Source organism: Massilia sp. CCM 8734, assembly GCF_011682155.1.
Taxonomy (GTDB): Bacteria; Pseudomonadota; Gammaproteobacteria; order Burkholderiales; family Burkholderiaceae_D; genus Telluria_A; species Telluria_A rubra.
In genome coordinates this window covers 1-25,216 of sequence record NZ_WHJI01000056.1, presented here as the reverse complement: position 1 = coordinate 25,216, position 25,216 = coordinate 1, and the positions used below count along the sequence as shown (strand labels likewise).

The 25,216-nt window shown below is 64.8% G+C and carries 24 protein-coding genes; 9 read left to right on the top strand and 15 right to left on the bottom strand.

Going from position 1 to position 25,216, the window contains the following annotated elements; genetic code table 11:
• Positions 1-3: 3 nt before the first annotated feature.
• Both F2P46_RS32165 and F2P46_RS32160 read left to right on the top strand, forming a co-directional pair.
• Positions 4-1,611 carry a DHA2 family efflux MFS transporter permease subunit gene (locus tag F2P46_RS32165; RefSeq protein ID WP_166898114.1) on the top strand — a complete coding sequence of 536 codons (1,608 nt, stop codon included), beginning with the start codon at positions 4-6 and terminating at the stop codon, positions 1,609-1,611.
• 17 nt (positions 1,612-1,628) lie between these two features.
• Positions 1,629-3,068, top strand: a complete 1,440-nt coding sequence (locus tag F2P46_RS32160; protein ID WP_208296862.1) for an efflux transporter outer membrane subunit — start codon at positions 1,629-1,631, stop codon at positions 3,066-3,068.
• Between the two features lie 203 nt (positions 3,069-3,271).
• On the opposite strand, the gene F2P46_RS32155 is transcribed toward F2P46_RS32160, so the two are convergent.
• A complete protein-coding gene (locus tag F2P46_RS32155) occupies positions 3,272-4,156 on the bottom strand; it encodes a LysR family transcriptional regulator (protein ID WP_166898112.1) in 885 nt (294 codons plus the stop codon).
• A gap of 103 nt (positions 4,157-4,259) precedes the next feature.
• Between F2P46_RS32155 and F2P46_RS32150 the strand changes: the two genes are divergently transcribed.
• Entirely contained in the window at positions 4,260-4,859 is a 600-nt protein-coding gene (locus F2P46_RS32150; RefSeq protein WP_166898110.1) for a short chain dehydrogenase, read from the top strand.
• Positions 4,860-4,865: 6 nt separating this feature from the next.
• Complete coding sequence (locus F2P46_RS32145) at positions 4,866-5,540, top strand: hypothetical protein (RefSeq protein ID WP_166898108.1); 675 nt, start codon at positions 4,866-4,868, stop codon at positions 5,538-5,540.
• Positions 5,541-5,721: 181 nt separating this feature from the next.
• Here the strand turns inward: F2P46_RS32145 and F2P46_RS32140 are convergent, their stop codons facing one another.
• The 4 genes from F2P46_RS32140 to F2P46_RS32125 form a co-directional block, all read right to left on the bottom strand.
• Positions 5,722-6,174 (bottom strand): hypothetical protein, encoded by a 453-nt coding sequence (locus tag F2P46_RS32140; protein ID WP_166898107.1) that lies wholly within the window; start codon positions 6,172-6,174, stop codon positions 5,722-5,724.
• Positions 6,175-6,495: 321 nt separating this feature from the next.
• Complete coding sequence (locus F2P46_RS32135; RefSeq protein ID WP_166898105.1) at positions 6,496-7,809, bottom strand: family 16 glycosylhydrolase; 1,314 nt, start codon at positions 7,807-7,809, stop codon at positions 6,496-6,498.
• Positions 7,810-8,078: 269 nt separating this feature from the next.
• Positions 8,079-8,852, bottom strand: coding sequence for a CPBP family intramembrane glutamic endopeptidase (locus F2P46_RS32130; protein ID WP_166898103.1), 774 nt, complete (start codon positions 8,850-8,852; stop codon positions 8,079-8,081).
• A gap of 92 nt (positions 8,853-8,944) precedes the next feature.
• Positions 8,945-9,577 (bottom strand): MSMEG_1061 family FMN-dependent PPOX-type flavoprotein, encoded by a 633-nt coding sequence (locus F2P46_RS32125; RefSeq protein WP_229509546.1) that lies wholly within the window; start codon positions 9,575-9,577, stop codon positions 8,945-8,947.
• Positions 9,578-9,903: 326 nt separating this feature from the next.
• Between F2P46_RS32125 and F2P46_RS32120 the strand changes: the two genes are divergently transcribed.
• Positions 9,904-10,689 carry a helix-turn-helix domain-containing protein gene (locus F2P46_RS32120; RefSeq protein ID WP_166898101.1) on the top strand — a complete coding sequence of 262 codons (786 nt, stop codon included), beginning with the start codon at positions 9,904-9,906 and terminating at the stop codon, positions 10,687-10,689.
• 6 nt (positions 10,690-10,695) lie between these two features.
• On the opposite strand, the gene F2P46_RS32115 is transcribed toward F2P46_RS32120, so the two are convergent.
• The 10 genes from F2P46_RS32115 to F2P46_RS32070 all read right to left on the bottom strand — a co-directional run bounded on the left by F2P46_RS32115 (position 10,696) and on the right by F2P46_RS32070 (position 20,661).
• Positions 10,696-11,130 carry an AraC family transcriptional regulator gene (locus tag F2P46_RS32115; RefSeq protein WP_166898099.1) on the bottom strand — a complete coding sequence of 145 codons (435 nt, stop codon included), beginning with the start codon at positions 11,128-11,130 and terminating at the stop codon, positions 10,696-10,698.
• 117 nt (positions 11,131-11,247) lie between these two features.
• Complete coding sequence (locus tag F2P46_RS32110) at positions 11,248-11,643, bottom strand: hypothetical protein (protein ID WP_166898098.1); 396 nt, start codon at positions 11,641-11,643, stop codon at positions 11,248-11,250.
• A 130-nt stretch (positions 11,644-11,773) separates the two neighbouring features.
• On the bottom strand, positions 11,774-12,406 hold the full coding sequence (locus tag F2P46_RS32105; RefSeq protein WP_166898096.1) for a response regulator transcription factor: 633 nt from the start codon (positions 12,404-12,406) through the stop codon (positions 11,774-11,776).
• Positions 12,403-15,477: a sensor histidine kinase gene (locus F2P46_RS32100; RefSeq protein WP_166898094.1), complete on the bottom strand. Its 3,075-nt coding sequence runs from the start codon at positions 15,475-15,477 to the stop codon at positions 12,403-12,405. The genes F2P46_RS32105 and F2P46_RS32100 overlap by 4 nt, the downstream gene beginning before the upstream one ends.
• Before the next feature lie 85 nt (positions 15,478-15,562).
• On the bottom strand, positions 15,563-16,120 hold the full coding sequence (locus F2P46_RS32095) for a TMEM175 family protein (protein WP_166898093.1): 558 nt from the start codon (positions 16,118-16,120) through the stop codon (positions 15,563-15,565).
• Positions 16,117-16,803 (bottom strand): YoaK family protein, encoded by a 687-nt coding sequence (locus tag F2P46_RS32090; protein ID WP_166898091.1) that lies wholly within the window; start codon positions 16,801-16,803, stop codon positions 16,117-16,119. The genes F2P46_RS32095 and F2P46_RS32090 overlap by 4 nt, the downstream gene beginning before the upstream one ends.
• Positions 16,800-17,768 (bottom strand): alpha/beta fold hydrolase, encoded by a 969-nt coding sequence (locus tag F2P46_RS32085; protein WP_166898140.1) that lies wholly within the window; start codon positions 17,766-17,768, stop codon positions 16,800-16,802. The genes F2P46_RS32090 and F2P46_RS32085 overlap by 4 nt, the downstream gene beginning before the upstream one ends.
• 88 nt (positions 17,769-17,856) lie before the next feature.
• On the bottom strand, positions 17,857-18,540 hold the full coding sequence (locus tag F2P46_RS32080) for a hydrolase (protein WP_166898090.1): 684 nt from the start codon (positions 18,538-18,540) through the stop codon (positions 17,857-17,859).
• Positions 18,541-18,574: 34 nt separating this feature from the next.
• Complete coding sequence (locus F2P46_RS32075; protein WP_166898088.1) at positions 18,575-20,422, bottom strand: amidohydrolase; 1,848 nt, start codon at positions 20,420-20,422, stop codon at positions 18,575-18,577.
• Complete coding sequence (locus F2P46_RS32070; RefSeq protein WP_166898086.1) at positions 20,419-20,661, bottom strand: XapX domain-containing protein; 243 nt, start codon at positions 20,659-20,661, stop codon at positions 20,419-20,421. The genes F2P46_RS32075 and F2P46_RS32070 overlap by 4 nt, the downstream gene beginning before the upstream one ends.
• 233 nt (positions 20,662-20,894) lie before the next feature.
• Between F2P46_RS32070 and F2P46_RS32065 the strand changes: the two genes are divergently transcribed.
• The 4 genes from F2P46_RS32065 to F2P46_RS38650 all read left to right on the top strand — a co-directional run bounded on the left by F2P46_RS32065 (position 20,895) and on the right by F2P46_RS38650 (position 25,151).
• Positions 20,895-22,598, top strand: coding sequence for a hypothetical protein (locus F2P46_RS32065; protein ID WP_166898084.1), 1,704 nt, complete (start codon positions 20,895-20,897; stop codon positions 22,596-22,598).
• Positions 22,599-22,601: 3 nt separating this feature from the next.
• The gene (locus F2P46_RS32060; RefSeq protein WP_166898083.1) at positions 22,602-23,270 is read left to right on the top strand and encodes a hypothetical protein; all 669 of its coding nucleotides are present in this window, start codon (positions 22,602-22,604) and stop codon (positions 23,268-23,270) included.
• A gap of 280 nt (positions 23,271-23,550) precedes the next feature.
• Positions 23,551-23,751, top strand: a complete 201-nt coding sequence (locus F2P46_RS32055) for a hypothetical protein (protein WP_166898081.1) — start codon at positions 23,551-23,553, stop codon at positions 23,749-23,751.
• A gap of 125 nt (positions 23,752-23,876) precedes the next feature.
• Positions 23,877-25,151 (top strand): methyl-accepting chemotaxis protein, encoded by a 1,275-nt coding sequence (locus tag F2P46_RS38650; RefSeq protein ID WP_166898079.1) that lies wholly within the window; start codon positions 23,877-23,879, stop codon positions 25,149-25,151.
• Positions 25,152-25,216: the final 65 nt, after the last annotated feature.

The following is a 25,216-nucleotide window of genomic DNA, read 5'->3' as shown; positions in this document are numbered from 1 at the left end:
TTCATGAGCAGCCCGACCAACACCATGACCGCCGGCAGAATGGCGGCAGCGCCGCCGATCGCCGAGAAGGTCGACATGCGCACCTGGATCGCCGTCGCCGCCGGCATGCTGGGCGCTTTCATGGCGATCCTGGATATCCAGATCACCAACTCCTCGCTCAAAGACATTTTGGGCACCCTGTCGGCCACGCAGGAAGAAGGCTCGTGGATTTCCACCGCCTACCTGTGCGCCGAAATCGTGGTCATCCCGATGACCGCGCTGCTGGCGCGCGTGTTCGGCATGCGCATGTACATGATGGGCACCACCGCGCTGTTCCTGGTGTTCTCGACCCTGTGCGGCTCGGCCTGGAACCTGGAAAGCATGATCGTGTTCCGCGCGCTGCAAGGCTTTACCGGCGGCGCCTTGATTCCCATGGCGATGACCCTGGTCATGGCCAAGCTGCCGGCCTCGCGCCGTTCGGTCGGCATGGCCATTTTCGGCTTGACCGCGACCCTGGCCCCGGCCATGGGGCCGACCCTGGGCGGCTACCTGTCCGAAATCTACGGCTGGCCGTCGATCTTCTACATTAACTGGGTGCCAGGCCTGTTGCTGATCGGCGGCATCTGGTGGGGCCTGGACCGTGGTCCGAGCAACCTGCGCCTGCTGCTCAAGGCCGACTGGCTCGGCATCTTCCTGATGGCCATGGGCCTCGGTTGCCTGACCATCTTCCTGGAAGAGGGCAATTCGAAGGAGTGGTTCGAATCGAACTTCATCATCGCCTTTGCCAGCCTCTCGCTCATTGGCCTGGTGGGCTGGGTCGTTACCAGCCTGACGCGCCCCGATCCGTTCGTGAACCTGCGCCTGTACGGGCAGCGCAACTTCATCGTCGCCACGATTTTGTCGGCGGTGATCGGCATGGGCCTGTACGGTTCGTCCTTCCTGCTGCCGCTGTACCTGGGCCAGATCGCCGGCTACACGCCGATGCAGATCGGGGAAGTGATCATGTGGGCCGGCCTGCCGCAATTGTTCGTCATGCCGTTCGCCGCCGCGCTCTCGTCCAAGGTCGACAACCGCATTTTGTGCTCGATCGGCCTTACCCTGTTTGGAATTTCGTGCCTGATGAATTCGCACATGGATGCGAGCACCGGGTACGACCAGCTGTTCTGGTCTCAGGTCGTACGCGCCCTGGGCCAGCCTTTCATCATGCTGACCCTGTCGAGCTTTGCGATGCACAAAATCGCACCGGCCGACACCTCGTCCGCATCGAGCCTGTTCAACATGACGCGTAACCTGGGCGGCTCGATCGGCATCGCCATGCTGGCCACCAGCTTGACCAACCGCGAGCACTTTCACTCGGCGATCATCGGCCAGTCGGTCACCGCCATGTCGGCCCCGGTCCAGGAACGCCTGGACCAGCTGACCGCCGCCTTTGTGGCCAACGGCATCGACCCGGCCACCGCCGCCAACCAGGCACTGGCCGTGATCGGCGGCGTGGTGCGGCGCGAAGCCTATGTCATGGCCTACAACGATGGCTTTGTCATCATGGCCGTATTCCTGTTCGCTTGCGTCGGCGCGCTGCTGTTCGCCGACAACGTCAAAGCCCCGTCCGGTCCCGGCGCGGGCGCTCATTAAAAGTAGGGAGAATCATCTTGAAGCCACTGATCCTGTGCGCGCTGCTGGCGCTGTCCGGCTGCGCCACCATCGGCGCCGATTTCGTCGAACCTGTCGCCCTCGCCAACCCGGCCTGGCGTCACGCCGGCGCCGACAGCCAGGCTGGCGCGCGCCTGCCGGCAAGCTGGTGGAGCGTGTTCGGCGACGCCACCCTGAACGACCTTGAGCAGCGCGCCGTGCGTGACAACCCTGGCGTCAAAGCGAGCGCGCAACGCCTGCTGCAGGCGCAGGCCCAGATGGGCAACCTGCGCGCGGCGCTCTCGCCGAGCGTGAACGTCAGCACCTCGGTTGCTAATTCCCGCAGTTCGGCCGAGACCTCGCAGGGCCTGGCCCTGGGGCACCGTTCGATCGAAGGGAATAACTACTTCGTCGGCGGCTCGCTCTCGTACGAGCTGGACCTGTGGGGCCGCGTCAAGCGCGTGGTCGAAGCGGCCGACGCCCAGGCGCTGGCGGCACAGGACGACCGTGACGGCGTGATCTTGCTGCTGTCGGCGCAGGTGGCCAGCACCTACTGGCAGCTGCGCGGCATGGATGCCGAACTGGCGATCCTGAAAAATGCGCTGGCCACCCGCGGTGAATCGCAGCAACTGGTCGAAGCGCGGTTTGGCGCCGGCCTGACCAATGAACTCGATGTCTCGCGCGCCCGCATCGAGCGTGGCAACGCCGAGGCGGACTTGCACGAAGTGCAGCGCCAGCGCAACCTGCTCGAACACAGCCTGGCCACCCTGGTTGGCGTGTCGCCATCGTCGCCGCTGATCGCCGCCATGGACAAGACGGAGCTGCCGGCGCCACCAAGCATTCCAGTCGGCCTGCCGGCCACCCTGCTGGCGCAGCGGCCCGACCTGGCCTCGAGCGTGGCCGGCCTGCGCGCGGCCAATGCGCAGGTGGCGGTATCGGAAGGCGCGTTTTATCCGTCGCTGACCCTGACCGGCAATTTCGGTTTCGCTTCCGAGAGCCTGCGAAACCTGACCGACAGCGGTGCGCGCCAGTTCTCGGTGGGGCCGCTGGCCTTGTCGCTGCCGATTTTCGATGGCGGCCGCAACAAAGCCAACCTGGCCATGTCGCAGGCGCGTTACGCCGAAGCGCGCGCCAATCACGAAACCAAGCTGTTGACGGCCCTGCGCGAAGTGGAAGATGCCTTGTCGGATGTGCAGCAGCGCCAGCGCCAGGGTGAAGTGCAGGCCCAGTCGCAGCAGGCCGCGGCGCGCGCCTACCTGGTGGCGCAGGCACGCTACGAGCGTGGCCTGTCGACCTATCTGGACGTAACCGACGCCCAGCGCAGTTCCCTGACGGCCGACCGCGCCGCCGCCCAGATCCGCACCCAGCGCCTGCTGGCCAGCGTGGCCGTGGCGCGTTCGCTCGGCGGCGGTTGGACCCAGCCAGCGGCCGAGGCGACCATCGCCCAGGCGGCGCGCTAAGAGCCTGTCTCGGTAGGCCGCAGTCGCAGCTGGCGCGCCTGGCGGGCGGGGGCAGCGTTGTTCGTCGTTGCATGGCTAGCCATGCGGCCTCCTCACGCCTTGCCCGCGCCCGCCATGCATCGCCTACGCGCATGTCGCCCTCCGCTTCCCCCGGCCTACCGAGACAAGCTCTAAGCGCTTCCCGCTGTCGTGCGCAATGCGTACTACAGCGGGCCGAAGTGCTCCAGCAGAAAATCGATAAACGTTGTCAGTTTCGGCGTGGCCTGGCGGTCGCGCGGATACAGCACGTGCATGGTGCGCGGCGGCGGAATGTGTGCTTCCATCAGCGACACCAGCCGCCCCGCCGCCACTTCGTCGGCCAGCATGACCTGCGCCTGCATCACGATGCCGAAGCCGGCCAGCGCCGCCTGTTTCAGCGCCTGGCCATTGTTCGAGCGGAAGCGGCTGACCCGCGCCGGCACGCTGCCGTCGTCGTCGCCCAGGCGCCAGCGCACCAGTTTTTTCCAATGCATGAAGTCCAGGCATTCGTGCCGCGCCAGGTCGGCCGGCACGCGCGGCGTGCCGTGCCGCGCAAGGTACTCCGGCGAAGCGCAGATCAGCATGCGGTAGGGACGCAGCCGGCGCGCGATCATGCCCGAGTCGTCGAGTTCACTGATGCGGATGGCCGCGTCGTAGCCATCGTCGACGACGTCGACCAGGCGGTCGTTCAGTTCCAGGTCGAGGCTCACTTCGGGATAGCGGGCGAGGTAGGCGGGCAGCAGCGGCGAGAGCGACTCGCTGCCGAACGTCACCGGGGCGCTGATGCGCAACCGTCCGCGCGGCGCCAGGCGCATCGCTTCCGCGCCCGATTCGGCGGCCCGTACCTGTTCCAGGATGCTGCGGCACTGCTCCACGAACTGTTCGCCGATTTCGGTCAGGCTTTGGCGCCGCGTGGTGCGCGCCAGCAGGCGCGCGCCCAGGAGCTCTTCCAGAAAGCGCACGTGCTTGCCGACCATTACCGCCGACATGTCGAACCGCGTGGCGGCCGCCGTGAAGCTGCCCTCGTCGACCACCGCCGTGAAAATCTCCATGCTGCGCAGCTTGTCCATCGATTCCGAATTTTTAGTATGTAATATCCGTCATGGTAGCCCATTTATCTTCATTGCTAACGGCGAGATACTGTTACTCCGCATTCTTCTTTCTGGAGTCACTATGAAAATCATCGTTATCGGTGCCAGCGGCACCATCGGCAAGGCGGTTTCTTCCCATCTGGCCGTGCGCCACGAGATCGTGAGCGTCGGCGCCAACAGCGGCGACGTGCGCGCCGATATCCGTGACATCGCCCAGGTGCGCGCCCTGTTCGGGCAAGTCGGCAAGGTCGATGCCGTAGTGGTGGCGGCGGGCGCGGTGCATTTCGGGCCGCTGGCCGAACTGGGGCCGGAGCAGTTCCAGGTCGGTATCGCCAGCAAGTTGATGGGGCAGGTGAATGTGGCGCAGGTGGCGGCCGAGTACTTGAACGACGGCGGATCGATCACCCTGATCAGCGGCATCGTGGGCGAGCAGCCGATCCGCTTTGGCGCGTCGGCCAGCATGGTCAACAGCGCGGTGGAAGGGTTTGTGCGCGGCGCGGCGATCGAACTGCCGCGCGGAATGCGCATCAACGCCATCAGCCCGACGGTGCTGGAAGAATCGCTCGATGCGTATGGGCCGTATTTTTATGGATTCGAGGCGACGCCGGCCAGCCGCGTGGCGTTGGCGTACAGCCGCAGCGTGGAAGGTGCGCAGACGGGGCAGGTGTACCGGGTGTGGTAGGCCGGCATGCTTGTTGGTCGTGAGGACCCGGCGGATAATGAGCCATTCCGCCATCCGCCCGAGACCTCGATGTTCCCCAGTTATTATGCGTGCAGCAGCTGCCACGAAAAATTTGAGTTTGCATTTCGCGAGGCGTGGTATTACGTGGGGATGGAACCGGTGGGAAATCAAGTGGCCTATGACGATCTGTTGTCGGTCAATATACGCCCGGCGTGGTGCAAGGATTGCGATTGCCTTTGCTTGGTGGAGGATATTGCTTCTGTGCGGGTTTTTGAAGACGCCTACGGCGCCGCGCGGGGTGGCCGGAAAGTGGATTATCCGGGCGATACCGAATACATGGATGCGGCAGGCGCGCTCAAGGAAATCGAAGACCAACTGCGCTGGCGCATGGGACGGTGCCAAGCGCCCCGGGCGCTTTGTTGTGGAGGGTCGCGATATCAGTTGATGAATGTCGCGCAGCCTCTCCTCAAACATGCGCAGTGCGATTTTGGCGTGGTCGAACCGAAGTCCTGTTTTGTGGGAGCGTATTGCGGACCTGGTCCCGGAGAACGCAGCCCGGCCAATCTGCGTGTATATGACGCCGAAGGTGACTTGATTGGCCTGCTTACCTGGAACAAGCGCGAACAGCGCATGTGGACTGTAGAAGCGCTGCAGTATCGGCTCCCTGTCGCTGACGACTAAGTACCCGCGCAGAAATAAATGTGAGTTTTTGCCGAACATAGCTGGATGCGATGCAAGGCGCCCGACGCGACGCAGTGCGAGCACTGCGAGCGGAGGGCAACGCCGCAGCGCGCCGGCTATGGAAGGAAAAAATCACACTTATTTATGGGCGGGTACTTGGATCGTCAGGCGCGGATGCGTTCTATTTGACCTGCCTGGCCCGCTTGCGGGGCGTCGCGCGGATGTCTGACGAGTACACCGTCGAGACGAACACGACCGTCCGAACGTCCGATGGGATGCTATTGCAGTGGTACCAAAGACCTCCCGCTTCCATCGGACGCACCAGATAGCTCATTTCCGCACCGTTCTCCCTGAATGCCCAGGAAAATGGATCGCCCTTGTCTTGCGTGGGCGCGCGCCCGAAGCGTTCCGTATAGAAGCGGAGAACTGTATCGACGTCCAGGTACGACCCATGTTGATACTCGGTGGCGGAAAAGCGTTCTCCCTTGTCGCCGACGAAACCGTCAACATTGCGCTCGCACTTCGGTACGCCGCGCTCGGGGAAAACCGGGTCGTCGAGCTTCGCGTTGGCGGCAAGGGGAAAAGTACAACTGGCGGTCAATGCCGCGAGCATCCATGGCAAACGGTGTTTCATGTGGCATTCCAAGGTAATGCTGAAGCCAGGCGGAAAGCGCGGCGAGCGATGATCCGGTCAGATCCGGCAGGCGTAAATCGGGGCCTTCGAATTGCAGAGAGGGGCGCTGCAGTGGGATTGTCCCCATCATCAGCACACCGCAAATGTTGAGGCGGCAACGAGAACCTCTTTCAAACGTCCTTTTGCCAGTGCTTGCAAGGGAGTTTCTTGCAGGGTCGATATGACGGTGGCGGGTTGATTGCCGCCGCCTGCGCCGCCACGCGTGCGGACCCGCCGAAGGGTAAACAGCTGGAGAGAAAATGCTTTCTCTCCAGCTCAGTATTACCTGCGATAAACGCGAACGTAGTCAACCTGCATCTGGTTCGGGAAGGCGGTCGATCCATCCGGGCTGCCGGGCCAGTTGCCGCCGACCGCCAGGTTAAACAGGAGGAAGAACGGCGCATGGAACTCCGACGTGCCGTTGATGCCGCCGGCGATATTGACTTCGTGGAACTTGTTTCCGTCCACATACCAGCGGATCATCGAGGCATCCCACTCCACGGCATACACGTGGTACTGCGAGAAGTCCAGGTTGCCCGATGGGCCGCCGTAATTGGCATACGCGTTGTTCTGATCCGACCAGTGGATGGTGCCGTGGGTGACCGCTTCGGAGTTGATGTGCTCCATGATGTCGATTTCACCACTGGCCGGCCAGCGCGCACTGTTGATGGAGTTACCCAGCATCCAGAAAGCCGGCCAGGTACCCTTGCCGGTCGGGATTTTCATGCGCGCTTCTATCCGGCCATACTGCCAGCTGGCCTTGTTCTGGGTGGTAATGCGGCCCGAGGTGTACTGCTTGCCCATGTAGGCTTCCTTGCGCGCCTGGATCACCAGTTCGCCGCCGGTGACACGGATGTTCTCCGAACGCGCGGTGTAGTACTGCAACTCGTTGTTGCCGCCACCATCCCCGTTGACCTCGATGTTCCACTTTGATGTGTCGAGTGAGGTGCCGTTGAACTCGTCCGCCCAGGCCAGCGTCCAGCCGTCAGGTAGTGGCGCGGTGCCGCAGCTCGCGCCGGCGATGCTGATCCAGTTAAGGTTAAAGCCGGCGCTGCTGATGAAGGTGCCGAGGTTGTACGTGCCGGCATTGATGTTGATGGTGCGCTGCACGGTGGTCCAGTTCTGCCAGCCGCCCGTTGCGGGAACCGAGGTGCTGCCCAGCGGGATCGTGCCTCCGTTGAGGTCGGTGGAAATCACGCCGCCAGCCGAAGGGGCGGCGACACGGTACGCAAAGGTATAGGCGCCGCTGGTGGGGAAGGTGATGTTGTTGTGCGCCAGCCATTCGCCATTGGCAGTCCAGCCAACGTCATAACCTCCGCCGGCGTCGCTAGTGGCTTCAATATCGACGTTGTCGGCGCGGTATTGGTTACCTGTGTTGCCAGCCGTGGTGTCGAACGCGTCGGAATAATTTTCAGCCTGGAGTATGCAGATGGCGGCGATGTTGGCGCTGGAACCGGCTTGCGTCGCTGTCTGCACCGGGGCAACGGGGGCTTGCCCGCCGTCGACCCGCTCGCGCGCCGCGTTATCGCCACAACCGGCGATGGCGCCGGCGCTCAATGCTGATGCCAGCAAGACGTTAATCGTCTTTGTTTTCATGTTGAAAGTCTCCGAATTGATAGTTGGTTTACGTGCGGGCTGCAAGCACTTCTAGCCGATGCTACCGGCAATGACGACCTTGATGGAAACGCTTCCATCCGAACTGAGTATCTTGCACATTTGAGATATTGTCAAAACCTGCACGAAGCTAATGTCACTTTCGGAGCGGTTCTGTCGTATTTACGCCAAGGTTTCGCCGTCTCGGGCGGCGGCCCACACCCAAATCGCACGCCACAGCAAGCGCGAGGCTGACGAGCAGGAGATGACCGTTACGTCGCCGGCGCCGCCATCCCCGGCATGGCATGACCACGCACGGCGCGCATCAGATACAAGCCATACAGGCACATGGGCAACACGGCGAACAGCGCGGCATACGGCAGCACCGAGTCGTCGCCGCCCGAGCTGGCCGACAGCATCGACGACATCAGCGAGAAGTCCCACAGCCCATGCACCAATACCATCGGCCAGATCGAGCGCGTGCGCAGGCGGATGGCGCTGTAGGCCAGGCCCTGCAAGAAGGCGGACACCGACTGCACCAGCGCGGCGCCGGCGTCGCCGCTGGCGAAGCCGTTGGCCGCATGCACCGCGCCGAACACGACGGAAGACAGGAACACGGCCGGCCAGATCGCGAAGCGGTCCAGGAAGCCCTGCAACAAGACGGCGCGGAACATCAGTTCCTCCGACAGCGCCACCAGCGCCGTATTGCAGGCGACCAGCAGCAGCACGCCGCGCGCCGGCCAGCCGTCGGCCCAGGCCACCAGCAGCATCAGGAGCGCATACAGCAAAGGCAACCACACCAGCCGGGCCGATCTCATTGGCGCAGGCGCAAACAGGCCTGCGGCGCGGCGGTCGCGCGAAGCCAGGGCGACGATGGCGGCAAAACCCGCCGCCAGCAGCCACCCCACGCCGATGCCGCCGCCGGCCGCATCGGCCAGCGAGTGCTGGCCACTCCCCGCCTGGAGCCACTGTCCGCCCAGCGTCAGTAGCAGCCACACGGCCAATGCTGCCAACGCCAGCGGCGCGGTCAGGTGCAATCGTTTCATTCGTTTTTCCGCCGGCCAGTGAGATCCGAAAAAGTCGCCATGTATCGCTGGCGGACATTATCCCAGATGGCCTGGCCGGCCGGAACAGGCCCTTAATACAGATCGTTGCGCACCGCATGCGCGTAGTGCGCATTCGCCTGGGCCACATCGGCCTCGCCGATCATCGCCATCGACGCCAGCATCTGGCCCACCGTCGGCAGGCCGGCGTGCTCCAGGCGCGACTCTTCCCGCCACAGGCGCGCGCGGTTGATCGCTTTACCGCAATGCATCAGCACCTCGTCGATCGCCAGCACGATGGCCGTTTTCGGCGCCTTGCCGCCCTCGGCCAGCCGCGCCAGCAGCGCCGCATCGGTGCTCACGCGCGCGCGTCCGTTGATGCGCATGAATACTTCCAGCCCCGGGAACAGGAACAGCATCGCGGCGCGCTCGTCGTCGGCCAGGTTGCGCATCGACTCGATGCGGTTGTTGCCCGGCCAGTCGGCAAAGGCGACCGTGCGCGCATCGAGCACCTGCACGAATCCGGGCGGCCCGCCGCGCGGCGACACATCGAGTCCTTGCGCGCGCCCGCTCGCAAACGAGAAGAAGGTCGCCGCTTTCAGATAGTCTTCGTGCATCGGCACCAGGCGCTCGAGCACCGCCTTCTGGATGCGCTCCGCCGGCGCCGCATACAGCGCGTCCAGGTCCGGCTGCGTGGCCGCTGCCTGTCCGCGCAGCAGGGCGCGCAGCAGGGCGCGCAGCGGCGCGTGCCTGATCTCGAGAACCTCGAACAGGCCGAGCGCGCGCAGCGCCGGCAGGTCCGCTTCGATATCGGCCAGCACGGCGGCCCGCGCATCGGCCGCGAGCGCCGGATCGGCAAAGGCGCGCGCATTGGCGAGAAAGGCCGCCACCGTGCCCTTGCGGATCGCCAGGCCGGCAAAGCTGGCTTCATTTGTATCGTCGGGAAGGATATCGTGTGCTCGCATGCTTGTCTCCGGAAGGATAAAAACGCAGGATAAGCAAAGCCGCCTGTCCGCTGTACACTATATCGGCCAACATTTTGCTCGAATCCGCCATGTCCGACCTGACCCTCGATCCCGCCCATATCAATACCTCGGAAGGACCCGTCGTGATCGTCGCTGCCGGCAGCGAGGAGCGCGAGCGCACTTCCGCCGGTCACCGGCACGCGCGCGGCCAGCTGATGGGATCCATGCGCGGACTGTTGTCGGTCGGCGTGGAAGACGGCCAGTGGATCGTGCCGGCGATTCATGCGGTCTGGCTGCCGCCGCATCACTTTCATTCGGTACGTTCGCACGGGCCGTTTTCGGGCTGGAGCGTGTATGTGGCCGAACCGGCATGCGCCGACCTTCCGCAGCGCCCTTGCACGCTGCGTACCTCAAGCCTGTTGCGCGAAGCGGTGCTGCGCGCCGCCACGTGGGCGCTCGATCCGCTCGACGCGCAGCGCGAGCGCGTGGCGCAGCTGATCCTCGACGAGATCCGGCACGCGCCGCCGGCGCCGTTCGGACTGCCGCTGCCGCGCGACTCGCGCTTGCAGCGCGTGGCGCGTGCGTTGATCGACGATCCGGCCGACCAGCGCGACCTCGAACGCTGGGCCGAAGCGGCGGCCATGAGTACACGTACGCTCACGCGCCGCTTCAGCGCCGAAACCGGGTTCGGCTTCGTCGCCTGGCGCCAGCGCGCACGCCTGATGCGGGCGCTCGAAATGCTCGCCGCCGGCAAGCCGGTGACCACGGTGGCCATGGACCTGGGCTATGCCAGCGCGAGCGCCTTCATCAAGCTGTTCGCGCGCGAGTTCGGCGCCACGCCGGCGGCTTACCGGCGCGCGCTGCCGGCGAGTTAAGACCGTTCAGCGCTGGCTGCGCCGCCAGGCCTGCGGCCCCATCCCGATCAGCATCTGGAAGGCGCGCGAAAAATGCGACTGGTCGCAAAAGCCGTGCGCGTGCGCGATGTGCGTCAGCGGCTCGTCGCCGGCCAGCATGGCCTCGCAGGCGGCCGCCACGCGCCGGCGCAGCACGTACACGCGGGCCGGCACGCCGACCGCATTCTTGAAGGCGCGCGAGAAGTGGCTCACGCTCAGTCCCACGGTGGCGGCGAGATGGGTGGTGCGCAGGGTCGCGCACAGGTTGGCGTCGATATGCGCGGTCAGCTGGCGCACTTGCCAGGCGGCGAGGGCGCCTTTGCCCTCATCCGCAGCCGGTAGCGGCACTGGCAGCGCCGCCGCGTGGTGACAGGGGCGCACCGGCGGCGCCTTTGAAAGGGGGGAAATCAGGGTCGCTTGCATGCTTCGCTCCAGGGTGGCCGACGATCTGGCGTCAGCGACGAATGATGCGTGAAGCGGGCTTGGGCGAACAGGGCCGCTCAGGTGAGTGCGCACCCCCCCAAAAGTGTTGGTGCTCTGCTAGAGACTGATGTATTTCGCCCAGGCCCACCCGATCCATCCGAGCACGCCGCCGATGGCAGCGCCGCCGGCGAGCCACGCGTGGCTGATCGTGGCCGGCGGCCACGCCTGCGCGACAAGACCAGCGGCAGCGGCGAATGCGCTGCACAACAAGGTGCGAAGAAGCGGATAGTCGCCGGCAGCCATGGACGATCTGCCGTCAAGCGCCGCGATCGATCCATAATAGGCGCCAAGCACGGCAAACAGGCATCCCGATTTCAGGACCGTATTCCAGTCCGGCCAGGAGAACGAAACAAGGCCCAGCAGCGCCATGGCGATCACAAAACCGCCGGCGAACAAGACGATGGACAAAAAAACCGAACCCCATCGCGATCTGGTGAAGCGCCTGAAATTCATCGGGACCCTTTGTCAGCAAGTTGCGCTGTCGGCGCGGATTGTTTGCCAGCTTGTTAATGATGTCTGTTTCATCAACAGGTGGCTTATCCTACCCGACTTTGGGCGCCAGTGGCACGAAACGCCAGCCGCTTTACAAACCGATAAACCCCCGTTCGATCGCAATCGTCACCGCGTGCGTGCGGTTGTTCGCCCCCAGCTTGTCCATGATATTGCGCAGGTGCCCCTTGACGGTATCTTCCGACAGCACCAGCTCACCCGCCACCTGCTTGTTGCTGTGGCCCCGCGCGATCAGTTGCAGCACCTGCACCTCGCGCGGGGTCAGGCGTTCCTGGCCCAGGTGGTTGGCCAGTTCGGCCGCGATCTCCGCCGGAAAATAGCGCTGGCCCGCCGCCAGCGCGCGGATCGCCTCGGTCAGCTCCTTGCGCAGGGCGCTCTTGAGCAGGTAAGCCTGCGCGCCCGAGCGGATGGCCTGCAACGCGCGCGCGTCGCCCCGGTAGGTGGTCAGCACCGCGATGCGCGCCTGCGCAAATTCTGCGCGGATCGCCTGGATCGCTTCGATCCCGTTCATGTCCGGCATCTGGATGTCGATCAGCGCCACATCCGGCCGCGGCGCGCGGTACTGCGCCACCGCCTCGCGCCCGTCGCCCGCTTCGCCGGCCAGGCACATGTCCGGCTGGCTGGCGATGACGGCGGCGATCCCTTCGCGCATCATCGGATGGTCGTCGCATACGAGCACCCGGATGGGTGGCGTCTCAGGATTCATGGTTCTCCCCTTTTATCGTTTTTTGTACGCAGCCATGCGAACAGGCGCCGTTGCGGGCGCCGGTAGGCCAGCTGCGCCTTGATGCCGAGCCGGATCTCGCTGCCGCGCGCCGGGTCGCTGTCGATGAGCAGTTGCGCGCCGATGCGCGCGACCCGCTCGTGCATGCCGCGCAAGCCCCAGTGGTCCGGGCGTCCCTGCGGCGTCCTGTAGCTCGCGTCGATGCCCAGCCCGTCGTCGCCGACCGTCATCCGGAACAGGCGCGCGCCGTAGTCGATATCGACCTTCACATGCAGCGCATGGGCGTGGCGGAAGGCGTTGACGATGGCTTCGTGCCCGACCTGGTACACCTCGTCGCGCACCAGCGGGCGCAATTGGGCCGGCGTGCCGCGCACGGTCAGCGAAAAGCGCGCACCACCTTTTTGTTCGAGTTCCGCCCCCAGCTTGTGCAAGGCGTCGTACAGTTCGCTCAGGTCGATGGCGCCGATGCGCAGGTCGCGCACCCGGTCGCGCCCCTCGATCAGCACCTGGTCGGCGCGGTCGAGCGCATCTTCCAGGCTGTGGCGCGCCGGACTTCCGGCCGGGATGGTGTAGACAATCGCCTGGAAGCGCAGGATCAAGCCATGCACGCCCTGCAGCAAGGTGTCGTGCAGGTCGCGTGCGATGCGTTCGCGTTCGCTGTGGCGCTCCTCGATGCGTTCGCGCAGGCGCTCGGCGGCGCGCCGCATATTGATCCGGTACAGCATCCACAAGGCGCCGAAGCCGAGCGCCCCGGCCAGCAGCAGGAACAGCGGCTGGCGGTACAGCGCCGGCGGAATGGCGAAGTCGAACACGGCTTCGCGCGTGCTGGGCAGGCCGTCCTGGTTGTGCGCCACCACGCGGAAGCGGTACTTGCCGGCGCCCAGGCCCGTGTAGACGGCCTGGCGCTGGCGTCCCGCATCCTGCCAGCCCGTGTCGTAGCCATCGAGCCGGTAGCGGAAATTGAGGCGTTCGGGCGCGGACAGGCTCAGGGCCGTGTAGTCGATCACGATGCGTTGCGCGCCGTGAGCAAGCGTGGCCGCTGCGCCGGAGGCCGCGCGCACGCCGTCCACCTGCACCGATTCGATCAGCACCGTCGGCCCGGCCTGTTCCGGACGGGGGCGGTCCGGATCGATCCAGGCCACGCCGTTACTGGTCGAGAACCACAAGCGCCCGTCGCGGCTGCGCACCGCCGTCGGCAGCGGCAGCACCTGGTACGGGTCGTTCGCCAGCCCGCCCATCAGGTCGTACGAGCGGTAGCCGATGCGGTAGCTCGCATCGGCATACGCGCGCGCCAGTTCGGCGGCGGTCAGCTGGAAGATGCCCGAGCGCGAATGCACCCACAGGTCGTCACCCCGGCCATCCTTGACCGGCACCACGATGATGGCGTAGATGTTGGCGAACAAGCCGTTGTCGGGCAGGCGCAGCGTGTGGTAGCGCTGGCCGTCGATGTAGCCGATGCCGCGCTGGCCGCCGACCCAGGTGCGCTGGCCGTGATGGGTGATGGTGGTGACGTGGCCGATGTCCATGCCGTCCGCCTCGCCCCAGCGCTTTTCGCCGCCGTTTTTTTCGTCGCCACCGTCGCGCGTGACCAGCAGATTGTCGCGGTAGCCGAACCACAATCGCCCTCTGGCGTCCGCCGAAGCGGAAACGGGCATGCGCTGGTTGGCCGAGGGCGATGGCGGCGGCGTGGCGATCCACACGCCGTCGTGAAGGCGGAACAGGCCAAGCCGGTTGAACGAGACCCACAGGTCGCCACCGGCGTCGCGCGCCATCGCGCGCACCGACGATTCGGCCAGCGCGGCCGGCGGCAGGTCGGCGAATTTTTCCAGGCGCGCGCCGCGCGAGCGCCAGATGCCGGACGGGCCGCCCATCCAGATGACGCCGTCAAGATCGCGCATGGCGCAGGACACCGGCGCCGGCATGTCCAGCACGTCCATGGCGCCATCCATCAGGCGCATCGCAGGCCGGTTGCTGGGACCGGCCCACAGGCTGCCGTCGCTGCCGGCGACAAGGGCGAAGTTGAGCGAGCCGGCCGGAAAACCGGCGGGCGTCAGCGCGCGCTGGCGAAAGCGGTCCAGCCCCCCGTTGCTGCCGACCCAAAGGTTGCCGTCTCCATCTTCGAGCATCTTCCAGATGAAGTCCGAACTCAAGCCATCGCGCGCCGAAAACGTGGTGCGCGTGTTGATGGCGCCAATGCTGCGTGGATTGTCGACGTACTGCACGCCGTTGCCGGTGGTGCTGATCCACAGGCCGCCGCTGCGGTCGAACAGTAGGCCGATCGCCGGTGTCTCGATGGCGAGGGTGCCGGTCGTCAGGTGGCCATCGAACAGCAGCACCCGATGGATCTTGCCGCTGTAGCGCTCCGTGAGCCAGATGGCGCCGTCGCGCGCCTGCGCGATCTGGCCGACCCAGTCCACCGCCAGGCCGCTGTCGACGAAACGGCGTTCGCCCTTGGGCAGGTACAGGAGGCGGTTTTCGTTGGCGGCCCACAGCGTGCCGCCGCCGTCGACGAACACCGCGCGCGCTTTTTTGCCGGGGAAGCCCCAGTCGGAGCCGATCCGTTCCCAGTGGGCGCCGTTGTAGCGCGCCAGGCCATCGTCGGCGGCGACCCAGATAGCTTTGTCACGGTCGCGCGCGAGGCTGTAGATGGCGCCTTCGGGCAGGTTGGGACCGGGCAGGTGTTCGCGCATGCCGCCCGGGCCGATCACGCGTACGCCGCCGAAGCGCAGGCCGACCCACAGCTGGTCGTTCACGGCCAGCAGCGAGGCGACGATATTGAGCGTGTTCAGGCCGGGCGCTTCGTAGCGCACGAAACGCACGCCGTCGAAGCGGAACAGGGATTCATTGGTGCCGAGCCACAGGTAGCCGTCGCGCGTCTGGGCCATGGCGCCGACCTGGCTCGGGCCGCCGTCGGCGGCGACCCAGCGCCGGTGCTCCAGCTGCTCGAACGAGCGCACCTGCGCCAGTGCCTGCGCCACGGCGCTGAACGCGAGCACCAGCACAAGGGCGGCCTTACGCCGCCACGGTGTGCTGGACATGCTGTGCGGTGTCATACGATGTGGGTCCTGTTCGCCGGGCGGGCAGCGGCCGGCAAAGTCGCTGTTCATGGCGCGCGATGATACCACCGGCGCCATGGTTCTAAGAATGCGCGCGGGGGCGCAGCCAGAGCAGGGCGACGACGACGTGCACGACGGAGCCGGCCGGCGCGTACCACAGCGCGAGCGGGATCGCGAGCGCATACAGCAGCATCGACGCCAGGTTCTTGCGCTCCATCCAGCTCGGGCGCGTGGATCCGGCATGCATTGCGCCTCTCCTGCGCAGCACTTCGTCGAGCACCACGAAACCGATGGAGCACATCAGCAGCACCGCGCCGTACATCGCCACCGGAACCGAATCGAACGGATGCTCGCCGGCCCACGCGGTCACGAACGGGATCAGCGAAATCCAGAACAGCAGGTGCAGGTTGGCCCACATGGCCACGCCGTCGACCTTCTGCACCTTGTCGAACAGGTAGTGGTGGTTGATCCAGTAGATACCCACATAGATAAAACTGAGCAGGTAGCGCAGCATCACCGGCAGCACCGGCGCCAGGTCGTGTGGCGCCGGGCCGTGCGGGGTTTTCAGTTCCAGCACCATGATGGTGATGATGATGGCGATGACGCCATCGCTGAACGCTTCCAGGCGCACTTTGTTCATGCGGCCCCCTTGCCTGGCTCGGGCAGCGCCATTTCGGCGCACAGGATGCCGATCGGGACGATCAGGGCGATGAAGCCGAAGGCCATGAACGCAAAGGCGGCGGCGATGGCCCCGATGCCGAAGGCGAGCAAGGGCCAGAAGAATTTGCCGCAGCGCGCGCTGGTGGCGGCTTCGCCGGCGCCGCGCAGCACGTCGATGCTGTCGATGACGACCTGGGTCACGTTCCCGGTCATCATCGACGTGGGCGCCAGTTGCGCCAGTAGCAGGCGGCTGCTGGCGCTGTGCGCGCCCATGGCGGCGGTGCCCAAGAGGCCCGCCGTCATGGCCAGGGTGGAGGCAGTCTCGCCGATGGGCGAGGCGGCCATCCCGGCCAGCATGAAGCCGGCCAGCAGGACCACTTGCAGCAGCAAGGCCAGTTTCAACGCCGGCCACTGGCGCTTGTCGCAGGCCAGGATCAGCAGGCGCGCCATGGCGATCCCCGCGATAAAGGCGGGAAAGGCCAGGAACTTGAGCAGGATCGAGGCCTTGGAGGCGTCGGCCAGCGCAACCCCGATCAACACGAAGTTACCGGTGACATGGGCGGTGAACAATCCGAACAGGGCGACGAAGCCCAGGGTGTCCACATAGCCCGCCAGGAAGCCCATGTCGATGCTGCGCAGGCGGTTGCGCTGGTCGGGGGTCACGATTTGGCGAAGGCGAGAATGTCGGCGTTGACCTGGTCCTTATGGGTGTCGGTCAGGCCGTGCGGGGCGCCAGGGTAGATAATCAGCTTGGCGTGCTTGACGATGGCGGCCGATGCCTTGCCGGCGGCGTCGATCGGCACGATCTGGTCGTCGGCGCCGTGGATGACCAGGGTCGGCTTGTCGAACTTTTTCAGGTCGGCGCGGAAGTCGGTTTCGGAGAACGCCTTGATCGAGTCGTAGGTGTTCTTGTGACCGGCCATCATGCCCTGCATCCACCAGGCGTTGATCAGGCCTTGCGAGGCTTTGGCACCGGGGCGGTTGAAACCGTAGAACGGGCCGGAGGCCAGGTCGAGGTAGAACTGCGAGCGGTCCTTGACCGAGGCTGCGCGGATGCCGTCGAAAACGTCGATCGGCAGGCCGCCCGGATTGTCGGCGGTCTTGAGCATCAGCGGCGGCACGGCGGAGATGAGGCCGAGTTTGGCGACGCGCTTGGTGCCGTGGCGGCCGACGTAGCGGGCCACTTCGCCGCCGCCGGTCGAAAAACCGATCAGGATGGCGTTTTTCAGGTCCAGCGCTTCGATGACCTGGGCCAGGTCGTCGGCGTAGTGGTCCATGTCGTTGCCGGTCCACGGCTGGCTGGAGCGGCCGTGACCACGGCGGTCGTGGGCGATGACGCGGAAACCGTTGTTCGCAAGGTGGAACATCTGCGATTCCCAGCTGTCGCTGTTCAGGGGCCAGCCGTGGCAGAACACCACCGGTTGGCCAGTGCCCCAGTCTTTGTAATAGAGTTCGACGCCGTCTTTGGTGGTGATGGTGCTGGCGCTGCGTTTGATGGCGGCGGAGGCGGCGGGGGCAGCCTGGGCGCCGGAGGAGATGGCGGCCAGCGGGATGGCGGCGGCCAGGGAAGCGCCAGCGGTAATGGCTGCGCGGCGGGAGAGGGTTTTCGGGTTCTCGTTGGTGGACATCATGGCTTTCTTATTGTCGTTAGTCTCCGTCATTCCCGCGCCGAGGGTCGCCTTGGCGCGGGAACGACGGGGTAGTCGTAAAACTGGATTACTTGGCCGGCACCGGCGCCAGCACTTCGTGCTCGCCCGTGGTGCGTTCGGCCGCCTTGTGCACCATCGTGTAGGCGTAGTCGACGCCCATGCCGTACGCGCCCGAGTGTTCGCGCACGATCGCCATGACGGCGTCATACGTTTCGCGGTGCGCCCAGTCGCGCTGCCATTCGAGCATGACTTGCTGCCAGGTGACCGGCACCACGCCGGCCTGGATCATGCGTTGCATGGCGTAGTCGTGCGCTTCCTTCGAGGTGCCGCCCGAAGCATCGGCCACCATGTAGATTTCGTAATCGCCTTCGGCCATGGCGCACAGCGCGAAGCTGTTGTTGCACACTTCCGTCCACAGGCCGGCCACGATGACTTTCTTACGGCCGTTGGCTTTGAGTGCGTAACGCACTTTCTGGTCATCCCACGAATTCATCGAGCTGCGCTCGAGGATTTTCTGGTTCGGGAACACGTCCAGCAGTTCCGGATAGGTGTGGCCCGAAAACGCCTGGGTTTCGACGGTGGTGATCACGGTCGGGATGTTGAAGGCCTTGGCGGCCTTGGCCAGCGCCACCGTGTTGTTCTTGAGGACCTGGCGGTCGATCGACTGCACGCCGAACGCCATCTGCGGCTGGTGGTCGATGAAGATCAGTTGCGAGTTTTGCGGGGTCAGGACGTCGAGTTTCGGATTCATGCAATGCACTCCTTTGGTTGAAAAATCGGGCTGGTCAGAACGCGAAGCAGCTGCAGCCAAGCGCGCCCCAGAAGCCGGTGTGGCTGGTGACCGGAATGGTCGATTTGCGCGCGATGCCATGCGCGTGGCCATGCACGCCGCACGATCCGGCGCACAGGTGCGGCAGCGCGCTGCGGGTGTTGGCTGCGGGCCGGTAATGGCCGCCGTAGGCGTTCACGGGCGACCAGTCGGGCAGCGCCGGAATCGGGGCCGGCGCCAATGGGGCAAAGTCGCCCGCGCCGTACACCACCTTGCCGCCGACGACGGTGAGCACCGATTCGAGCGCCTTGATGTCGTCTTCCGCCACGCTGAAGAAGTCGCCCGACAACACTGCCAGATCGGCCAGCTGGCCGGCCTTGATGCGCCCCTTTCGATGCTGCTCGCTGGAGAACCAGGCGCTGCCCGAGGTCCACAGTTCGAGCGCGGTGGCGCGCGGCATCTGCTGGTCGGCCCCGTACAGGCGCAAGCCGCCGACGGTGCGGCCGGACACCAGCCAGTAGAGCGCCGTCCACGGGTTGTAGCTGGCCACGCGCGTGGCGTCGGTGCCGGCGCCAACCGGCACGCCGGCTTCCAGCATGCGGGCGATCGGCGGCGTGTGGCGGGCCGCTTCGGCGCCGTAGCGCTCGACGAAGTACTCGCCCTGGAAGGCCATGCGGTGCTGGATGGCGATGCCGCCGCCGAGCGCGCGCACGCGGTCGATATTGCGCGGGGTGATGGTTTCGGCGTGGTCGAACATCCAGCGCAGGCCGTCGAAGGGAATGTCGCGGTTGACCTTTTCGAACACGTCGAGCATGCGCGAGATCGATTCGTCGTAGGTGGCGTGCAGGCGGAACGGCCAGCGCTGCTCGACCAGGTGGCGGACGACCTTTTCGAGTTCGTCTTCCATGCCGGCGGCCAGTTCGGGACGCGGTTCGAGGAAGTCTTCGAAGTCGGCGGCCGAGAACACCAGCATTTCGCCGGCGCCGTTATGGCGGTAGTAGTCGCTGCCGTCACCCGGCTTGATCATCTTGGTCCAGGCCTGGAAGTCCTGCAGTTCGGCGCCTTTGTTCTGGGTGAACAGGTTGTAGGCGATGCGCACGGTGAGCTGCTTGTCGCGCGCGAGCTGGTCGACGATGGCGTAATCGTCGGGGAAGTTCTGGAAGCCGCCGCCGGCGTCGATCACGCTGGTCACGCCCAGGCGATTGAGTTCGCGCATGAACTGGCGCGTGGAGTTGACCTGGTGTTCGAGCGCCAGGGCCGGACCCTTGGCCAGGGTGGCGTACAGGATCATCGCGTTGGGACGGGCGATCAGCATGCCGGTCGGGTGGCCGGCGGCGTCGCGCACGATCTCGCCGCCCGGCGGGTTGGGGGTGTCGCGGGTGTAGCCGACCGCCCGCAGCGCGGCGCCGTTGAGCAGGGCGCGGTCGTACAGGTGCAGCACGAAGACCGGCGTGTCGGGGGCAGCGGCGTTGAGTTCCTCGATGGTCGGCATGCGCTTTTCGGCGAACTGGAATCCGGTCCAGCCGCCCACCACGCGCACCCATTGCGGCGAGGGCGTGCGTTGGGCCTGTTCGCGCAGCATGCGTATGGCGTCGGCCAGCGAGGGCACGCCTTCCCAGCGCAGTTCGAGGTTGTAGTTCAGGCCTCCGCGGATCAGGTGCATGTGCGAGTCGTTCAGGCCCGGGATGACGGTGCGCCCGGCCAGGTCGATGACGTCGGTGGTGGCGCCGCGGTGGCGCATCACGGCCTCAAGCTCGCCCACTTCCAGGAAGCGCTCGTCGGCGATGGCGACCGCGTTGGCGATCGGGTTGGCGCGGTCGGTGGTGTGGAAACGGCCGTTGATGAGAATCAGGGAGGCGCTCATGCGGAATCCTTGTCTTTGGCTGGGAGGCCGGTGATTTTCGGGGTGCATTCGGTTTTGAACCAGGCGATGCTCAAAGGTTCGCCGGCGATGACGCGCTTGGCGATGGGCACCATCTGTTCGCCGATCAGCATTCCAAGCAGCCCCAACAGTGCGACGACCGGCGGCGCGGGCGAACGCACGTTGATTAACGCGTATATGATCCCTACCAGCACGCCGGCTCCGATCGACATCAGATACATTGCTTACTCCTTCAGATTGGCAGGGCCGGATGGTGGTCCTGTCGAAACGAGTATGGAAGGCCGGGCGCAGGCGGGATAGAATCAGGATGCTGTTTTTGCCATTCTCGTCGTCGGATGCCTGCCGCGTCCGTCCTGCCGCCCACGCCGCGTCGTTCCCGGCATTGCCGGAACCGACTTCCCGCCTGCGCGGGAACGACGGGGTGGGGACGGCTACCTATCTTCTCCAAGGTCCCATGAAAAAACTTATCCTTCCCGTCCTGCTGATGCTGGCTGGCGCCGCAAACGCCGCCGAGCAACCCGCCAATGTGGTGCAACTGAAGCAGATGGCCAAGCGCTACGCGCCGGTCGAGCTGCGCGCCGATACGTCGGCCCTGTCCAAAGGCGACAAGGCCGCCATCGTCAAACTGATCGAAGCGGCCAGAATCATCGATACCTTGCAGCTGCGCCAGCGCTGGGCGCATAACGAAGCCCTGTGGAGCGCGCTCAAAAAAGACAAAACCGCCCTCGGCAAGGCCCGGCTGGACTATTTTTGGCTGAACAAAGGCCCCTGGTCCATCCTCGACGGGAATAATTCATTCATGCCCGCCACGTACGCCGGCATCACCATCCCGTCCAAGAAACCGGAAGGCGCCAATTTCTACCCCGAAGGCGCCACCAAGGCCGCGCTCGAAGCATGGATGAACGCGCTCGCCTCGAAAGACAAGGAACAGGCGCAGTGGTTCTTCACCACCATCCGCAACGGCGCCGAGGGCACATTCAAGACGGTGACGTATGCCGAGGAGTACAAGGCCGAGCTCGGGAAGCTGGCGACCTTGCTGCGCGAAGCGGCGGCGTCCACCGATAACGCCTCGCTCAAAAAATTCCTGACCCTGCGCGCCGATGCGTTTTTATCGAACGATTACCTGGCGTCCGACTTTGCGTGGATGGACCTCGATGCGCCGGTCGACATCACCATCGGCCCCTACGAAACGTATAACGATGAACTGTTCGGCTACAAGGCGGCATTCGAGGCGTATGTGAATATCCGCGACGAGAAAGAAACCCGCAAGCTCGATTTTTTCAGCAAGCACATGCAGGAACTGGAAGACAACCTTCCGCTCGACAAGCAGTACCGCAATCCCAAGGTCGGTGCGCTGGCGCCGATGGTGGTGGTGAACCAGGTGTATGGCGCCGGCGACGGCAATATGGGCGTGCAGACGGCCGCGTACAACCTGCCGAACGACGAGCGCATCATCAGTGAGCGCGGTTCCAAGCGCGTGATGCTGAAAAATATCCAGGAAGCGAAGTTCAAGTCGACCTTGACGCCGATTACCAAACTGGTACTGCGCCCGGAGGCGCAAAAGGACCTCGATTTCGATTCCTTTTTCACGCATATCCTGGCGCACGAAATCACGCACGGTCTGGGACCGCACGCCACCACGCAAGACGGCAAGCCATCGACCCCGCGCCAGGATCTGAAAGACGCCTATTCGACCATCGAGGAAGCCAAGGCCGACATGGCCGGCCTGTGGGCGCTGGCGTACATGATGGACAAGGGCCAACTGAAAGACACGCTGGGGCAGGGCGCGCTGGCCGAGCGCAAGCTGTATAACACCTTCCTGGCGTCGGCCTTTCGCACGCTGCATTTCGGGCTGACCGATTCGCATGCGCGCGGCATGGCGATCCAGCTCAATTACCTGCTCGATCAAGGCGGCTTCGTGTCGCACGGCGACGGCACGTTTTCGGTCGATTTCAAGAAGATCAAGCAGGCGGTGATCGACTTGAACCGCGAGTTTTTGACGATCGAGGCGACCGGCGATTATGCCCGCGCCAAGGAGATGATGAGCAAGTACGTGGTCATCCGGCCGGACGTGCAGAAAGCGCTCGACAAGATGAAAGCGGTGCCGAACGATATTCGTCCCGCCTTCACCACGGCGGCGACGCTGCTTGGACGATAAGGCATGAATAGATCAATCTATACGATGGCCTATTGGACGTACGAGTTCGTGCCGTTTGACTCCCCCCGTAGCGGCGACCAGGCGGCCGATTTCATGCAATTTCTGGGTCAACTCGATCCGTGCATCGCCTTGCTGAGCGAGAGAGAACTGTTCATCCCGTCGCAAATCCAGTGCCTGAACTGGCACGCCAGCGGGCCAGGGAGCAAACATCATGAGGAATTCGTCGATATTGCCTACACGCCGGGGACGCGCTTCGATCAGTTGGTCATCGAGGAAGTCAAGCGCCAGCAGCATTTACGGGACGATATATTCCCCTCGCTGATCAGCATAAACGGGCGGACACGATTGATCGGCGACGACGGGACGTTATCAACCCACGACAGATTGCTCAGTATCGACGTGCATTTCAATTGCAGGGATTTTGAGATATTTCCGCATAGCGACGCATGGTTGCCATTCTCCTTCGACGCCAGAACGCCGACCGAGGCGTACGAGGTCAACGCCGCCCGGCTGAACGCGGCCATCGACGACCTCGAACGGTTCTGCAAGCGCGAATGCACCGACGGCCAGCATTGCCGCTACTGTTTGATGGAGGGCGGCCGGCTCGACAACTACAGGGTCGAGGGCTTGCCGGTAGGGGTCGATCCCGCTCTCTGGTGGGACGGTCGCTAGCAGCGGGATTGTTCAATTCAACCGTGCATGAATGAAACGCCAATCATGGCCTTGTGTTCAGACAGGAAAACCACGCATTCGCGGGGTTTTCCTTGTCCTGACGATGATTTCTCCGAACATTCGCTCGGTTTTGACCGGAGGCCACTGTGCGCACCCACGCCCGTGCTAGCGTTTATTGATGGTGCCACATGGCACTTATATAACGTTCGCGAGCGAGACATGAATACTTCTGGAATGAGCATCGGACGCCGCCTGGCGGTGGGCTTCGGCGGCGTTTTTTTTGCTGATCGTGGTGCTGTCGGCGATGGCGATTTCGAGCGTGGGCAGCATCGAAGCGAGCCTGAATCAAATCAACAAGGTCAATAACGTCAAGCAGCGCTACGCGATCAATTTCCGTGGCAGCGTGCATGACCGCGCCATCGCGCTGCGCGACATGGTGCTGGCGGCCGACGCCGCTGGCGCCAGCCGCATCTGGACCTGATCAAGCAACTGGCCGACAACTATGCGCGCTCGGCCGCGCCGCTCGATGCGCTGGTCGGCCACGCCGATACCACATCCGAGGAAAAATCCGCGCTGGCCGGTATCAAGGACAGTGAAAACAAGACCATGCCGCTGATCGCCAACGTGATCGCGCTGCGCCTGGCCGACAAGCTGCCCGAGGCCCACGCCCTGCTGGCGCAGCAGGCGGCCCCGGCTTTTGTAGGCTGGCTGGCCAGCATCAACCGCCTGATCGACCTGGAAGAGAAGATGACCGGGGTGCAGGCCGATAACGCGTCGACCCTGGCCAGTTCCTTCCTGCTGTGGATGGCGGTGCTGTGCGCGATTGCGGTGGCGGTCGGGTCGGTGGCGGCCTGGTATATCAGCCGCGGCCTGCTGCGCCAGCTCGGCGGCCAGCCCGATTACGCGGCCAATGTGGTGGCCAGCATTGCCGCCGGTAACCTGGCGGTCCAGATCGACACCGTTAACGGCGACAACAGCAGCTTGCTGTTCGCCATGAAAGGCATGCGCGACAGCCTGGTGGCCATCGTGGCCCAGGTGCGGGCCGGCACGGCCACCATCACGACCGCCTCGTCTGAAATTGCGGCCGGCAACCTGGACTTGTCGGCCCGCACCGAAAGCCAGGCCGGTACGCTGGAAGAAACCGCCTCCTCGATGGAAGAGCTGACCAGCACCGTGCGCCAGAATGCCGACAACGCGCGCCAGGCCAATGTGCTGGCGCTGTCGGCCTCGGAGGTGGCGGTCAAGGGCGGCGCGGTGGTCTCGCAAGTGGTCGATACGATGGCGTCGATCAATGAATCGTCGAAAAAGATCGTCGACATCATTGGCGTCATCGACAGTATTGCTTTCCAGACCAATATTTTGGCCTTGAACGCGGCCGTGGAAGCGGCCCGTGCCGGCGAGCAGGGCCGCGGTTTTGCGGTGGTGGCGTCGGAAGTGCGCAACCTGGCCCAGCGCTCGGCGGCGGCGGCGCAAGAAATCAAGACCCTGATCGGCAATTCGGTCGAGCGGGTCGACGCCGGTGCGCGCCTGGTGGACCAGGCCGGCAGCACGATGCAGGAGATCGTCTCCAGCGTGAAACGGGTGACCGACATCATGGCCGAAATCAGCCTGGCCAGCCAGGAACAGACGGCCGGCATCGAACAGGTGAACCTGGCGATCGGGCAGATGGACCAGGCGACCCAGCAGAACGCGGCGCTGGTCGAGCAGGCTGCGGCGGCGGCCTCCTCGCTCAATGACGAGGCGGCGTCGCTGACCGAGGTGGTGGGCGTGTTCGTGCTGGCCGACGGCGCCGAACGCGCCGCAGCGCCGGCGCGCGTTGCGCCTAGTCTTACTGTGTCACAAAGTAAGTTTAATCTGAAAGCAGCAAGGGCAACGCTGTAGTTGAGTTGCGATTGCACTGGCGATGAGCGCGCGTAGCGTTGTAATGGAGTCAGGGACATGACGTT

Coding starts and splice junctions, on each gene's coding strand:
- F2P46_RS32120 (WP_166898101.1), top strand. CDS start 9,904: ATGTCCGACCTGACCCTCGATCCCGCCCATATCAATACCTCGGAAGGA.
- F2P46_RS32150 (WP_166898110.1), top strand. CDS start 4,260: ATGAAAATCATCGTTATCGGTGCCAGCGGCACCATCGGCAAGGCGGTT.
- F2P46_RS32165 (WP_166898114.1), top strand. CDS start 4: ATGAGCAGCCCGACCAACACCATGACCGCCGGCAGAATGGCGGCAGCG.
- F2P46_RS32155 (WP_166898112.1), bottom strand. CDS start 4,156: ATGGACAAGCTGCGCAGCATGGAGATTTTCACGGCGGTGGTCGACGAG.
- F2P46_RS38650 (WP_166898079.1), top strand. CDS start 23,877: ATGCCGCTGATCGCCAACGTGATCGCGCTGCGCCTGGCCGACAAGCTG.
- F2P46_RS32070 (WP_166898086.1), bottom strand. CDS start 20,661: ATGTATCTGATGTCGATCGGAGCCGGCGTGCTGGTAGGGATCATATAC.
- F2P46_RS32135 (WP_166898105.1), bottom strand. CDS start 7,809: ATGAAAACAAAGACGATTAACGTCTTGCTGGCATCAGCATTGAGCGCC.
- F2P46_RS32115 (WP_166898099.1), bottom strand. CDS start 11,130: ATGCAAGCGACCCTGATTTCCCCCCTTTCAAAGGCGCCGCCGGTGCGC.
- F2P46_RS32130 (WP_166898103.1), bottom strand. CDS start 8,852: ATGAAACGATTGCACCTGACCGCGCCGCTGGCGTTGGCAGCATTGGCC.
- F2P46_RS32140 (WP_166898107.1), bottom strand. CDS start 6,174: ATGAAACACCGTTTGCCATGGATGCTCGCGGCATTGACCGCCAGTTGT.
- F2P46_RS32105 (WP_166898096.1), bottom strand. CDS start 12,406: ATGAATCCTGAGACGCCACCCATCCGGGTGCTCGTATGCGACGACCAT.
- F2P46_RS32080 (WP_166898090.1), bottom strand. CDS start 18,540: ATGAATCCGAAACTCGACGTCCTGACCCCGCAAAACTCGCAACTGATC.
- F2P46_RS32145 (WP_166898108.1), top strand. CDS start 4,866: ATGCTTGTTGGTCGTGAGGACCCGGCGGATAATGAGCCATTCCGCCAT.
- F2P46_RS32100 (WP_166898094.1), bottom strand. CDS start 15,477: ATGACACCGCACAGCATGTCCAGCACACCGTGGCGGCGTAAGGCCGCC.
- F2P46_RS32110 (WP_166898098.1), bottom strand. CDS start 11,643: ATGAATTTCAGGCGCTTCACCAGATCGCGATGGGGTTCGGTTTTTTTG.
- F2P46_RS32095 (WP_166898093.1), bottom strand. CDS start 16,120: ATGAACAAAGTGCGCCTGGAAGCGTTCAGCGATGGCGTCATCGCCATC.
- F2P46_RS32075 (WP_166898088.1), bottom strand. CDS start 20,422: ATGAGCGCCTCCCTGATTCTCATCAACGGCCGTTTCCACACCACCGAC.
- F2P46_RS32065 (WP_166898084.1), top strand. CDS start 20,895: ATGAAAAAACTTATCCTTCCCGTCCTGCTGATGCTGGCTGGCGCCGCA.
- F2P46_RS32085 (WP_166898140.1), bottom strand. CDS start 17,768: ATGTCCACCAACGAGAACCCGAAAACCCTCTCCCGCCGCGCAGCCATT.
- F2P46_RS32060 (WP_166898083.1), top strand. CDS start 22,602: ATGAATAGATCAATCTATACGATGGCCTATTGGACGTACGAGTTCGTG.